Annotated in this window: 14 protein-coding genes and 1 tRNA gene; 8 read left to right on the forward strand and 7 right to left on the reverse strand. The window is 60.7% G+C overall.

Translation table 11 applies throughout. The annotated features are described in order from the left end of the window. Positions 1–45: 45 nt before the first annotated feature. Positions 46–813, forward strand: a complete 768-nt coding sequence (locus tag GC131_00820; GenBank protein MBI1272615.1) for an SDR family NAD(P)-dependent oxidoreductase — start codon at positions 46–48, stop codon at positions 811–813. Between the two features lie 105 nt (positions 814–918). Then, complete coding sequence (locus GC131_00825) at positions 919–1341, forward strand: nucleoside-diphosphate kinase (protein MBI1272616.1); 423 nt, start codon at positions 919–921, stop codon at positions 1339–1341. A gap of 196 nt (positions 1342–1537) precedes the next feature. Here the strand turns inward: GC131_00825 and GC131_00830 are convergent, their stop codons facing one another. Next, the gene (locus GC131_00830; protein ID MBI1272617.1) at positions 1538–2212 is read right to left on the reverse strand and encodes a phosphoribosylglycinamide formyltransferase; all 675 of its coding nucleotides are present in this window, start codon (positions 2210–2212) and stop codon (positions 1538–1540) included. Beyond that, positions 2200–3372, reverse strand: coding sequence for a phosphoribosylformylglycinamidine cyclo-ligase (locus tag GC131_00835; GenBank protein MBI1272618.1), 1173 nt, complete (start codon positions 3370–3372; stop codon positions 2200–2202). Before GC131_00835 ends, GC131_00830 begins: the two co-directional genes overlap by 13 nt. 35 nt (positions 3373–3407) lie before the next feature. Between GC131_00835 and GC131_00840 the strand changes: the two genes are divergently transcribed. The 5 genes from GC131_00840 to GC131_00860 all read left to right on the forward strand — a co-directional run bounded on the left by GC131_00840 (position 3408) and on the right by GC131_00860 (position 8179). Further along, entirely contained in the window at positions 3408–4532 is a 1125-nt protein-coding gene (locus GC131_00840; protein ID MBI1272619.1) for a DUF2066 domain-containing protein, read from the forward strand. A 27-nt stretch (positions 4533–4559) separates the two neighbouring features. Then, entirely contained in the window at positions 4560–5612 is a 1053-nt protein-coding gene (locus GC131_00845) for an AI-2E family transporter (protein MBI1272620.1), read from the forward strand. Then, positions 5612–6298: a DNA replication protein gene (locus tag GC131_00850; GenBank protein MBI1272621.1), complete on the forward strand. Its 687-nt coding sequence runs from the start codon at positions 5612–5614 to the stop codon at positions 6296–6298. Before GC131_00845 ends, GC131_00850 begins: the two co-directional genes overlap by 1 nt. A gap of 40 nt (positions 6299–6338) precedes the next feature. Next, positions 6339–7358 carry a hypothetical protein gene (locus tag GC131_00855; GenBank protein ID MBI1272622.1) on the forward strand — a complete coding sequence of 340 codons (1020 nt, stop codon included), beginning with the start codon at positions 6339–6341 and terminating at the stop codon, positions 7356–7358. A gap of 80 nt (positions 7359–7438) precedes the next feature. Then, positions 7439–8179, forward strand: coding sequence for a glycosyltransferase (locus tag GC131_00860; GenBank protein MBI1272623.1), 741 nt, complete (start codon positions 7439–7441; stop codon positions 8177–8179). A gap of 3 nt (positions 8180–8182) precedes the next feature. Here the strand turns inward: GC131_00860 and GC131_00865 are convergent, their stop codons facing one another. The 5 genes from GC131_00865 to GC131_00885 form a co-directional block, all read right to left on the reverse strand. After that, a complete protein-coding gene (locus tag GC131_00865; protein ID MBI1272624.1) occupies positions 8183–8761 on the reverse strand; it encodes a DedA family protein in 579 nt (192 codons plus the stop codon). Positions 8762–8834: 73 nt separating this feature from the next. Then, entirely contained in the window at positions 8835–9923 is a 1089-nt protein-coding gene (locus tag GC131_00870; protein ID MBI1272625.1) for an ABC transporter substrate-binding protein, read from the reverse strand. A gap of 11 nt (positions 9924–9934) precedes the next feature. Beyond that, positions 9935–11044, reverse strand: coding sequence for an ABC transporter substrate-binding protein (locus GC131_00875; GenBank protein MBI1272626.1), 1110 nt, complete (start codon positions 11042–11044; stop codon positions 9935–9937). 20 nt (positions 11045–11064) lie between these two features. Next, complete coding sequence (locus tag GC131_00880; protein ID MBI1272627.1) at positions 11065–11778, reverse strand: ATP-binding cassette domain-containing protein; 714 nt, start codon at positions 11776–11778, stop codon at positions 11065–11067. Between the two features lie 2 nt (positions 11779–11780). Continuing rightward, a complete protein-coding gene (locus GC131_00885) occupies positions 11781–12623 on the reverse strand; it encodes an ATP-binding cassette domain-containing protein (protein ID MBI1272628.1) in 843 nt (280 codons plus the stop codon). Positions 12624–12783: 160 nt separating this feature from the next. On the opposite strand from GC131_00885, the gene GC131_00890 reads away from it, so the two are divergent. Continuing rightward, positions 12784–12859 (forward strand) — tRNA-Glu (locus GC131_00890).

The following is a 12859-nucleotide window of genomic DNA, read 5'->3' on the forward strand; positions in this document are numbered from 1 at the left end:
TCAACCAATCTAGCCTGCGGGCGCAGGATGCGCTAGCCTGCAGCCATGAAGCCCCCAGAACATATTGTGATTACGGGCGCGTCCAGCGGACTTGGCGCCGCGCTGGCGCTTGCCTATGCCGCGCCGGGCGTGCGGCTAAGCCTGTGCGGGCGCAATACCGCGCGGCTCGAACAAATTGCGGTCGAAGCGCGCGCCAAGGGCGCGATGGCGGTCACGGCCACCATCGATGTAACCAGCCGCGGCGCGATGCAAGCCTGGCTGCTTTCGCTCGATACCGCGCAACCGGTCGATCTGGTGATCGCCAATGCCGGTATTTCCGGCGGCACCGCAGCGGGCAGCGAAAGCGCGCAGCAGGTGCATGAAATCATGGCGATCAATGTCGATGGCATGCTCAATACCGTGCAACCGCTTCTGGGCGCGATGACGGCGCGCGGGCGCGGGCAAATCGCGATCATGGCCTCGCTTGCAGGCTTTCGCGGCTTTCCGGGTTCGCCCGCCTATTGCGCCAGCAAGGCAGCCGCCAAGGTCTATGGCGAAGGGCTGCGCGGCGACATGGCTTATAAAGGCGTGGGCGTCAGCGTCATATGCCCCGGCTATGTCAAAACGCCGATGACGAACGGTAACAAATTCCCCATGCCCTTCCTGATGACGGCGGAACGCGCAGCCGGGATCATCAAACGGGGGCTGGCGCGCAATAAACCGAGAATCGCCTTCCCCTTCACGATGTATTTCCTTGTATGGTTTCTTGCGCTTCTGCCACCTGCGCTGACCGATGGTATGCTGGCTTTTTTACCCAAAAAAGCAAATAGATAGGGCCTGCTGTTCAACCCGGGCAGCAACCCTTGCCAGCCCCGGCGCAGCCGTTTATAACCCCACCACTTTGCCCCGCCAGCGGGATACCATCGGAGAACCCTATCAATGGCCGTTGAACAGACTTTTTCCATCATCAAGCCCGACGCGACCCGCCGCAACCTGACCGGCAAGATCAACAGCAAGTTCGAGGAAGCTGGCCTGCGCATCGTGGCGCAAAAACGTATCTGGCTCAGCCGCAGGCAAGCCGAAGCGTTCTATGGCGTCCACCGCGAACGCCCGTTCTTCAAGGATCTGTGCGAATTCATGGTATCCGGCCCCGTCGTGGTGCAGGTGCTTGAAGGGGAAAATGCGGTCACGAAGAACCGCGAGATTATGGGCGCAACCAACCCGGCCAACGCCGCGCCCGGTACGATCCGCAAGGAATTCGCCGAAAGCATCGAGGCGAATTCGGTTCATGGCTCCGACAGCCAGGAAAACGCGAAGATCGAGATCGCCTACTTCTTCAGCGGTACCGAAATCGTCGGCTGATTAAAGTACGTATAGGAACAAAAGCATCAGCAGCAAGATCGCCGCAACGCCGATCACGGCGCCCGCGGCTGCCTTCGTGAAAACGGCCCAGCCCGCCTTGCTTGACGGCAGAAGCTCTTTTACCGTGCGGTCAACATTTGCATGTTCTGTCTTCGCGGCCATCTGTTTCTCCTGTCGCCTGATAGCTGAAAAAAAATTAAACCTTTTGACCCGGCAAGGCAAGCAACGCCTGCACCGCCTTGCCCGTCGCATCGTCCAGCACAACCCTGCCATCGACGATCCGCGCCTTCCCTTCGGCGATGATGCGCACCGCGAGGGGATAGAGCTTATGTTCAAGCTCAAGCACACGCGCGGCAAGCGCGTCTTCGTTGTCGCCCGGGCGCACAGGCACCTTGCCCTGCAGAATAACCGGCCCGGCATCAACCTCGGGCCACACAAAATGCACCGTGCAGCCGCTGTATTTCTCGCCCGCCTCGATCGCGCGGCGGTGAGTATCTAGCCCCGGATAGGCGGGCAACAGGGATGGGTGGATGTTGATCATTTTATCCTGCCACTTGCCTACGAATGCAGCGCCAAGCACGCGCATGAACCCGGCAAGGCACACCAGCCCGACCCCGGCCTGGCGCAACGCGTCATCGAGCGCGAGCTCGAACGCTTCGCGCCCGGCAAAGGCTTTATGGTCAATCACCTTGGTGGGAATGCCCGCTTCGGCCGCACGCTGCAGCCCGGCAGCGTCTTTTTTATTCGATATAACCAGCGCGATTTCGGCAGGAAAAGCTTCCGCCCGCACTGCATCGATAAGCGCCTGCAGATTGCTGCCGCGGCCGGAAATCAGCACGCCCAGCTTCAACGGCGGTTTCAGCACGGCCATACCTTATCCATGCCTTCGATCGCGACGCGCTGCGCGCCGCCCGCCTGTTCGACCGCGCCAATCGCATAAACCTTGTCGCCTTCGCTTTCCAGCGCGGCCTTAACGGCATCCACCTTCGCCGCTTCGGCCACGACAACAAGCCCGATCCCGCAATTGAAGGTGCGCGCCATTTCGGCGCCCGAAATCTCGCCCGCCTTTGCCAGCCAGTGGAACACCGGCAGCACCGGCCAGCTTTCCGCCTGCAGCCGCACGCCCATGCCATCCGGAAGCACGCGCGGAATGTTTTCCGTCAATCCGCCGCCGGTGATGTGAGCGATAGCTTTCACCCCGCCTGTCTTGCATGCCACCAGCGCGCTACGCACGTAAATGCGGGTCGGCTTCAAAAGCGTTTCCGCGAGGCTTTCGCCGTTCCCGAACGGCGCTTTTGCGTCATAGGCCAGCCCGGCACGCTCGGCCACGCGGCGCACAAGCGAATACCCGTTGCTGTGTACGCCGTGCGAAGCCACGCCAAGTACGGCATCGCCCGGCGCGATATCGCTGCGCGGCAAAACCGCGTCGCGCTCCACCGCGCCAACGGAAAAACCCGCAAGATCGTAATCGCCCGCGCCGTACATGCCCGGCATCTCCGCCGTTTCGCCGCCCACAAGCGCACAGCCCGCCTGCCTGCAACCTTCGGCAATGCCGGACACGACCTGCTTTGCGGCATCCACATCCAGCTTGCCGGTTGCATAGTAATCGAGGAACAAAAGCGGCTCCGCGCCCTGCGCGATCAAATCGTTCACGCACATCGCGACAAGATCAATCCCGATCGTATCGTGCTTGCCCGCGGCGGCGGCAATCTTGAGCTTGGTGCCCACGCCGTCCGTTGTCGTCACCAAAAGCGGGTCGCGGAAGCCGCAGGCCTTCAGGTCGAACAGCGCCCCGAAACCGCCCAGCCCGGCGCCGGAACCCTTGCGGGCCGTACTTTTGGCCAACGGCTTGATAGCCTCAACCAGTGCATTGCCGGCATCGATATCCACCCCGGCGGCGGCATAGGCTCCGCCAGCGGCTTTCGGCGGGGCGTTTGTTTCAGCGCGGGAGGGTTTACCGGTCACAGCGTCCCTTTCAAGGTTTAGGCCTTTTTTTAGCCGCAAGGCTTGGCTATAAATGGGTAGCCCCATTCCGGCGGGGCCTTCGTGCCGAGAAGATAGCGGAAATGCAGCTTTTGACAATGTTTGCCTGTGGGCGTCGTTTCGGCGCTGTTTTAGCCATTTTAGGGCTTCTGCTTCAGGGTTTTACCGTCTCCCCCGCCATGGCGCAGGGCGTCGATGACCTTTACGCCGTCCATGGCGTGGATGTGGATATCACCTCCGACAACGCCGCTGCCGCCCGCGACAAGGCCATCGCCCAGGGCCAGCGCGATGCGTTGGGCCAGCTGCTGGCCCGCATGGGGGCAAATGTCGATCTCAGCGATCTGACCGACGACGATATCGCCAACCTCGTGCAGGATTTTGAAATATTGAATGAGCGTACATCTTCAGTACGTTATCTCGCGACCTTTACGGTACGCTTCAAGCAAAACGACATCCGGCAGATGCTGCAGAACGGCGGGATCAGCTATTCCGAACTGCGTAGCAAGCCCGTGCTGGTTTTGCCGGTAATGCCGAGCAACGGCCGCGCCGTGCTGTGGGAAGAACCCACCCCATGGCGCGCGGCTTGGGATAACGCCGCCCGCCATGACGGGCTGGTGCCGCTTGTGGTCCCGACCGGGGAGCTAAGCGATATCGCCATCGTCGGCACCAACGAAGTGATGCAGGGCGATGCCGCCGCGCTGGCCAAGGCAGCGACGGCCTACGATACGGGCGGAATCATTGTACCGATCGTGGAGGGCAACAAGGTCGATCCCGAAAAGCCGCTCGAGATTACCATCAAGCGGTATGATGCGGCAGGCGAAGCGGCATCACCCGTCGCCATCACCATCCCCGCCATGCCGGGACAGGATGCGGAAACCATGCTGTATGCCGCCGTCACAAAAATCCGCGACCAGCTTGAACGCGGCTGGAAACAGGCCACGCGCGTGAGCGCCAGCGGGGCCGCCGTGCGGCTGCCGGTGCGCGTGCCGATCCAGTCGCTGCAGGATTGGGCGGTGATGCGCCAGCGGTTGACAAAGGTGCCGCTTGTCAACAAGGTCGATGTTATTACCCTGACGCGCGACAGCGCCCATATCGAGGTTATCTTTCAGGGCGATGTAAACCAGTTGCGGATCGCGCTTGCGCAATACGATCTCGCGCTCCATCAGGCCGCCGGGGCCGGCGCATGGGAATTGCGCAGCGAACGCTAGGGAACGACGAAAATGGCGACAAGCGGCATGACGGTCACCAACCATCTTCGGTTCTGGTTCATCACCTTCGCGGTCTTCGCCGCGCTGGTATGGCTGCTCAGCCCGATTCTGCTGCCTTTCGTTGCGGGTTTCGCGATCGCCTACTTCCTTGATCCCATCGTCGGGCGCCTTACCGTCAACAAGGTGCCGCGCTGGCTTGCGACCATGCTCGTGCTTCTGGTTTTCATCCTTATCCTCGTGCTGGCTTTTCTGTTGCTGCTACCCGTTGTACAGGGGCAGATCATTGCGCTCGTGAACGCGATCCCCGGCTATGCCAAGCAGATCGAGCAGGATGTGCGCCCGTGGATCGAAGGCGTTCTGGCGCACATATCACCCGAAGATATGGAACGGCTGCGCACCGCCGCGGGCCAGTATGCGGGCGAAGCCGTGAACTGGCTCGGCCGGGTCATGAAAAACCTTCTGACCGGCGGCATGGCCATTTTTGATATTCTGACGCTGATTGTGATTACGCCGGTGGTGGCCTTTTACCTGCTGCGCGATTGGCCAAAGCTGACCGGCACGATCGATAAAATCCTGCCGCGCCAGCACTACGATATCATCCGGGCCGAGCTGAACCAGATTGACGGCATGCTGGCCGGCTTCCTGCGCGGGCAAGCGATGGTGTGCCTCGCGCTCGGCTCCATCTACGCCATCGGCCTTAGCATCGTGGGCTTGCAATTCGGCGCCGTGATCGGCATCACAGCCGGCGTCCTTTCCTTTATCCCCTATGTGGGCACCACCTTCGGCTGGATCATCAGCCTCATTCTCGCGCTGATGCAGTTCGATACGTGGCAGCCGGTCGCCATGGTGCTTGGCGTTTTCGTGGTCGGGCAGGCGCTCGAAGGCTATTTCCTGACGCCCAAACTGGTGGGAGACCGCGTCGGGTTGCACCCGGTCTGGATTTTGTTTGCCATTTTCGCGGGCGGCAGCCTGCTCGGTTTTCTCGGCGTGCTGATTGCCGTTCCCGTCGCTGCCGTGATCGGCGTGCTGATCCGCTTTGCGGTCAGGCAATATAAAGACAGCGAATTTTACAAAACCTGATGACCAGCCCCGCCAGACAGATCCCGCTTCCCCTGCCCCACCGCGCGGCAATGGGGCGGGAAGATTTTATGGTCACACCCAGCAACCGCGACGCGGTGGCATGGCTGGACCGCTGGCAGGAATGGCCGCAACGCACGCTTATTCTGCACGGGCCGCACGGCAGCGGCAAAACCCATCTGGTGCATGTCTGGCAAGCACTGGCACAAGCAAAAATGCTTACCCCCGCGCAACTGGTGCGCGAAGACCTTGCGGCCGCCCCGCGTGCCGTGGCGATTGATGGCGCGGACGGCGTGGCGGGCGACCGCACGGCGGAAGAAGCCTTGCTCCATCTCTACAACATCATGCAGGAACGCGGCGGCGCGCTGCTGCTTACGGCGACCGCGCCGCCCAAGCAATGGAATGCGGAACTTGCCGATCTGCGCTCCCGTCTGCTTGCTTGCACCGCCGTAGCGCTCGCGTCGCCGGACGATCAGCTAGTGGCCGGCATGATGATGAAGCAGTTCAGCGACCGGCAATTGCCTATCGGGCAGGACGTACTCGATTACCTTTTGCCGCGCGTGGAACGCCACCCCGCCGCGATCGCACGCATCGTCGCCGCGCTGGACGAAGCGGCCATGGCAGCGGGGCGCGCCGTGACCATACCGCTGGCGCGCAAGGTGCTGGAGGAGTTTCCACCTCTTCTGTAAGCGGCTATATTCGATTCGTACCGCAAAAAATGGAACGAGCATGCATATCGCCTGGCTTAACGAAACGCCTTTCACCAAGGATCCAGCAGGCACGCTGACCAGCAATCTGGCCAGCGCACGCTACCGCTGCCTGATCCCCGCGCGGGAACTAAAGCCGCTTGGCGTCGAATGTTCGATCTTCGGCAATCTCGGCGATGTCAACATCGACGAGCTGAAGGGCTACTGGCAGAAGCTGGGCACCCGCATCGCGGTCGTGGGAAAATTCTTCAGCCCGAAAATGATCGAAATTGCCGCCGCCAGCAAGGCCACCGGCCACACGCTGATCGCCGATTATTGCGACAACCATTTCAACAGGGCCGATACGGGGCCGCTGCACACGCAGCTTGCCGCCATCGCCGATATCGTAGTTGCCAGCACGCCGATGATGGCCGACATCATCAAACAAGCCACGGGCCGCGATGCCATTGTGGTGCCCGACCCGTTCGAAGGCCCGGGCGGCGAAGCCCGTTTCGCCCCCGCGGCGGAAGGGCCGCTGAAGCTGCTGTGGTTCGGGCATCAAAGCAACCTCGATACGCTCGTGCCCGTTCTGGGCGGCCTCGCGGCGCTGGCGCAGCAAAATAAAATATCCCTTACCATCATGACCGGGCCGCATCCGGCGCTGAACGATTTTCTGCGCGCACAAACCGAAAATTTCCGCATTACGCTGGCACAATGGAGCATGGACGGGCTTTGGCATGCGCTGGCGGCATGCGATATGGCGATCATTCCCAGCCTCGAGAACGAGAAAAAAACGGTCAAAGGCGCCAACCGCCTGATCGAAGCGCTATGGGCCGGGCGGGCAGTCGTGGCCTACCCGCTGCCCAGCTATAAGGAATTCGACGAATACTGCCGCCTTACATTCGATATCGCGCAAGGCATCGCCGCCGCGCAGCAAGATAGCGCCAGCACGCTGCAACAGGTCAAGGCGGGCAGGCAATACATAGAAATGCACTATGCGCCCGCCGTCATCGCCGGGAAATGGCGCGCCGTGTTCAGCGAAGCCGTACGGGCCGCCGCATAAAGGCAAAAAAGACGGATTTTGAGAAGATTGCGGTGCATGATATGCCTATATTTGGAAGAAAGGGATTCAGGGGCCCGTTCATGAAAGAAATCACGGTTTTCATAGGCTACGATGCGCGCGAGGATATTGCGTACAAAGTTTGCGCCTATTCGATCGAGCGGCATGCCAGCATGCCGGTCAAAACCGTGCCGATCAAACTGACCGATATGCGCGCACAGGGCCTTTATACCCGCGCGACCGAAGAACGCAACGGCAGCCTTTGGGATTGCATCTCCGAAGCGCCGATGAGCACCGAGTTTGCCATCAGCCGCTTTCTTGTTCCGCATCTCAGCAAAACCGAATGGGCCGTGTTCTGCGATTGCGATTTTCTGTGGCGCGGCGATATCGCCGAGCTGGCTCAACTGGCTGATCCGGAAAAAGCCCTGCAATGCGTGCAGCATAATCACCAGCCGCCGGAAAAAGTGAAGATGGACGGGCGCGCGCAGCTTCTGTATGCGCGCAAGAACTGGTCGAGCATGATGCTCTGGAACTGCAAGCACCCGTCGAATGCAAAATTAACGGTGGATATGGTCAACAGCGTGCCGGGGCGCGATCTGCACCGCTTCTGCTGGCTTGAAGATAACGAGATCGGCGCGCTGCCGCCCACCTGGAACTGGCTTGAAGGCCATAGCGACCCGGCCATCGACCCTAAGGTGGTCCATTACACCCGCGGCGGGCCGTGGTTCGATAACTGGAAGCATGTTGCCTATGCGCAGGAATGGCTGGACGAGGCGGACATGGTCCGCCACGCCGACCTGCCCGACCATATGGTCAGCGCCTGATCGCTACAGAAGGCCAATCAGGACAAAACCGCCCGCCAAGAGGGCAAAGAAACCCAGTGTCAGCAAGCCGAACCAGCGGTCGATGAACCTGCGGATCGGTTCCCCGAAAAACCAAAGCAGCGCCGCAACCAGAAAGAAACGCGCAGCACGGCCAACAATGCTCGCAACAAGGAAAACCGGCAGGCTGAGCCCGGTTACGCCGCTGGCGATCGTAATCACCTTATAGGGGAACGGCGTCAGCGCCGCACCGAGCACGATCCACGCGCCGTGATCGTTATACTTCGCGGTAAAGCTCGCGAATTTTTCCGCATAGCCGTATAATTCAAGGATCGGTTGCCCCACCGCATCGAAAAGATAGTAGCCGATGGCATAGCCCGCGAGCGCACCAGTGATCGACCCCGCCGTGCACAACGCCGCCAGCAGCCACGCCGCGCCGCGTTGCGCCAGCACCATGGGGATAAGCAGCACATCGGGCGGAATGGGAAAAAATGAACTTTCGGCAAACGCGACCCCGAACAGCGTGCGCCGCGCCCACGGCTTTTCGGCCTGCAAAAGGGTCCAGTCATACAGGGCACGGATCAGGCGCATGGTTCAGCCATTCGTTATGGAAAGCCAAAGGGGAATAAAGTGTATCCGGCGGCCTGTAAAGCCCCCGTCAATCGAGCTGGTGATAATTCCCGTCGCGCCACTGGTACATCACGAAACCTTGCGTGCCGACATCGCCCTTTTTGTCGAAATCGATGCTGCCCAGCACGGTATCGAAGCTCTGTTCATGCATAATTTTCGCCATGGCGGCGGGGTCGGCCTTGCCCGCGCGGGTCATGGCATCGGCCAGCAGCTGCACCGCCGCATAGCTGAAGAGCGTATAGCTTTCCGGCTCATAGCCTGTGGCGCGAATTTTATCCACCGCTTCGGCCGCAGCGGGGTTCTTGCGCGGATCGGCCATGAAACTCACATACGAACCCTGCCCGCTTGAACCGGTGATGGTCCAGAAGGTCAGCGTCGTCAGATCGTCCGCGCCGATAAAAACAGCATTAAACTTCTGGTCGCGCATCTGCCGCACCATCAGCCCGCCTTCCGAATGATAGCCGCCATAATAAATCACATCGATCTTGGCTTCCTTCATCTTCGATGTCAGGGCGGAAAAATCCCGCTCGCCTCGCGTGATGGTATCGAACAAAACCTTTTTTACGCCCGCCTTCGCCAGCTCGGCGCGCACGATGTCCGCAAGGCCCTGCCCATAGGCGGTTTTGTCGTGAATGATGGCGATATTTGCGCCGGGAAATTTTTCAAGTATGAACGCCGCCGCCACTGCGCCTTGCCGGTCGTCTCGCCCGCAAAGGCGGAACACGGCGTCAAAACCCTGCTCCGTCAATTCCGGGTTGGTCGAAGCGGGTGACACCATCACCATGCCTTCTTCGTCATAAACTTTCGATGCGGGGATCGAAGCTCCGGAAGCCACATGCCCCACGACCGCGATCACGCCTTCGCTGGCGAGCTGGTTGGCGCTGGCAACCGCCTGCCGCGGATCGTCAACGTCATCCTTGACCGAAAGACGCAGCTTCTGTCCCAGCACGCCGCCCTTGGCATTGATATCATCCACCGCAGCTTCCGCACCGCGCCGGACCTGTTCGCCCGTCGGGGCATCCGGGCCCGTCATCGGCCCGACGATGCCGATGGCGATATCGGCGAAGGCGGGAGCGGCAAGAAAAAGCGCGGCGATAAAGGCGGCGATGGCATGCATGGCGATACTCCTTATTGGTTTTCGACTTCGGCGTATTTGCCGTCGTGCCAGCGATAGACCACGAAAGCGGGGCCCTTCACATCGCCCTTTTCATTGAACCCGATCGGGCCAAGTACGGTATCATAGCTTTGGGCGCGCAGGGCACCGGCGATCTTTTTCGTGTCCTTGGCGCTGCCCACCTTTTCGATCGCGCCCGCAAGCGCCTGCATCGCGGCGTAGGTATAGAGCGTATAGCCTTCGGGCTCATAGCCGGTTTTGCGGATCGCTTCGACAACGTCCTTCGCAAGCGAATTCTTGCGCGGATCGGGACCGAAGGTGAACAGCGTACCTTCGCCCGCCGTACCGGCGATCGACCAATACTCTTCGGTCGTCAACGCATCGCCGCCGAAAACCTGTATATCCGCTCCGGCATCGCGCAGCTGGCGGGCGATCAGCCCCGCTTCGGTATGATAGCCGCCGATCATCAGCAGCTCGACCCCGGCTTCCTTCAGCTTGGTAACAAGCGCCGAATAATCGCGCTCGCCCGCGTTATAGGCTTCGTACATCACTTCCTTGATGCCGCCCGCATTGATGGTTTCGCGCGCCTGGTCGGCCTGCCCCTTCCCGGCCGTGCTTTTGTCGTGAATAACCGCGATCTTTTTGCCGGCAAAATACTTCACAATGTAATTGCCGATCACGGCGCCCTGCTGATCGTCGCGGCCGCAAACGCGGAAGATATATGTTTCGGCTTCGTCCGTCAGCTTCGGATTTGTCGATGACGGCGAAATCTCGATCATCCCTTCTTCCATATAAACCTTCGAAGCGGGGATCGAAGAACCGGAACAGAAATGCCCGATCACATATTTCACGCCATTGCTGGCGAGCTGCCCCGCGACCGCGACCGCTTGCTTGGGGTCGCAGGCATCATCAACGAGCTTAAGCTCGATCTTCTCTCCCATGATCCCGCCGGCAGCGTTGATCTGCTCGGCCGCGAACTTCGCGCCGCGCATGATCTGTTCGCCGAATGTCGAATAGGACCCGGTTATGGGCCCTGCAACGCCGATCACGAGATCGGCCCGCGCGGGCGCAGCGGTCATGGCACATATCAGCGCGGCGGCAAGGATAATGGACGGGGTTTTCATACTGTTTCTCCTTTTACGTTTCAGGCCGCACTGGCCCCTTCGAGATAGGCGGCGCGAACCTCGGGGTTTGCCAGCAATTCCTTGCCCGTGCCGGTGATCGTGATCTTGCCGGTCACCATAACATAGCCGCGATGCGCGATGTTAAGCGCATGATGGGCATTTTGCTCGACGAGAAAAATGGTCGTGCCCTGTTCGTTCAAAGCCTTAAGCACCGCGAAAATCTGCTTCACGATGATGGGCGCGAGCCCGAGCGAAGGTTCATCAAGCAAAAGCAGGCGCGGCCGGCTCATCAGCGCGCGGCCTATCGCAAGCATCTGTTGCTCGCCGCCCGAAAGCGTGCCGCCGCGCTGGCCTGCGCGCTCCTTCAGGCGCGGAAAGATGCCATAGACGCGCTCCAAATCTTCATCGAAATGCGCTTCGTTGCCCAGTATGGCGCCGAGTTGCAGGTTTTCGAACACCGTCATGCGGCTGAAGATGCGGCGGCCTTCCGGCACCTGCGCGATCCCGCGGCGGACGATAACATCGGTTTGCAGGCCGGTGATATCCTCTCCCTCGAACTCCACGCGCCCGGCGCTGGCACGCGGGTTGCCGCACACGGTCATCAAAAGCGTGGATTTCCCGGCGCCGTTGGCACCGATCAGCGTCACGATCTCGCCCTGTTTCACATCAAGGCTCACGCCCTTCAGCGCTTCGATCGCGCCGTAGCAGGTACAGACATCGTGCAGCGCGAGCATCGTCATGCCACGGCCCCGTCGCCTTCGGTGGTATCCTCGCCCAGATAGGCCTGGATCACAGCGGGATTGCTGCGGATGTCCTCAGGCGCGCCTTCCGCGATCTTGCGGCCGTAATCCAGCACGACGATATGGTTCGAAATACCCATCACCACGCTCATATCGTGTTCGATCAAAAGCACGCCGATCTTTTGTTCCCTGCATATCCTGACCAGAAGCTTGCCGAGCGCGGCGGATTCGCTCGGGTTCAGCCCTGCCGCGGGTTCATCAAGGCAAAGCAGGCAAGGGTCCGTGCACATCGCCCGCGCGATCTCGAGCCGCCGCTGCGCGCCATAAGGCAGCTCGCCTGCCGGTCGGTTGGCATGGGGCAGCAAATCCATCTGTTCAAGCCAGAAACGGGCCTTCTCAATCGCACGCTCTTCCGATTTACGGAATTTAGGGAAATTAAGCAGCGCGCCGAAACTGAGCGGGGATGCGCGCATCAGCACGGTATGCTGCGCGACCAGCAAATTTTCAAGCGCAGTCATGCTCGCGAACAGGCGGATGTTCTGGAACGTGCGCGCGATGCCCGCGCGCGCCGTGATTTCGTGCGGGGGCATTTTCTCGAGCGCGATCGCAGTATTGCGCCCGGCATCGCCGCCCGGCGGGCGCAATGTAAGGTTGCCGGATGTAGGGCGGTAAAAACCGGTGAGGCAATTGAAAAGCGTGGTCTTGCCCGCGCCGTTGGGGCCGATCACGGCCGTGATGCTGTTTTCGAGGGCATTGAAAGAAACCCGATCGACAGCCACAAGGCCGCCGAACCGCATGGTCAGGTTGCTGACCTGTAAAAGAATCTGCCCGCCGCTCATAAGGCCACATTAACCCGTGTCGGCCCGGGCCGAAAGGGGCCGCCCGGTATGCCCAAAAGAGCCTGAAAACAGGGCAAAATCATGCTCTTGATTATCGGCGGGCAACCGTTTAACTCTCTTACCCTTCGCGCCGGGGCAAGCCCCCCGCCGCGCGTGCCTCGTCCCCTTCGTCTAGAGGCCTAGGACACCACCCTTTCACGGTGGTGACACGGGTTCGAATCCCGTAGGGGACGCCA

Source organism: Alphaproteobacteria bacterium, assembly GCA_016124955.1.
Taxonomy (GTDB): Bacteria; Pseudomonadota; Alphaproteobacteria; order UBA9219; family RFNS01; genus RI-461.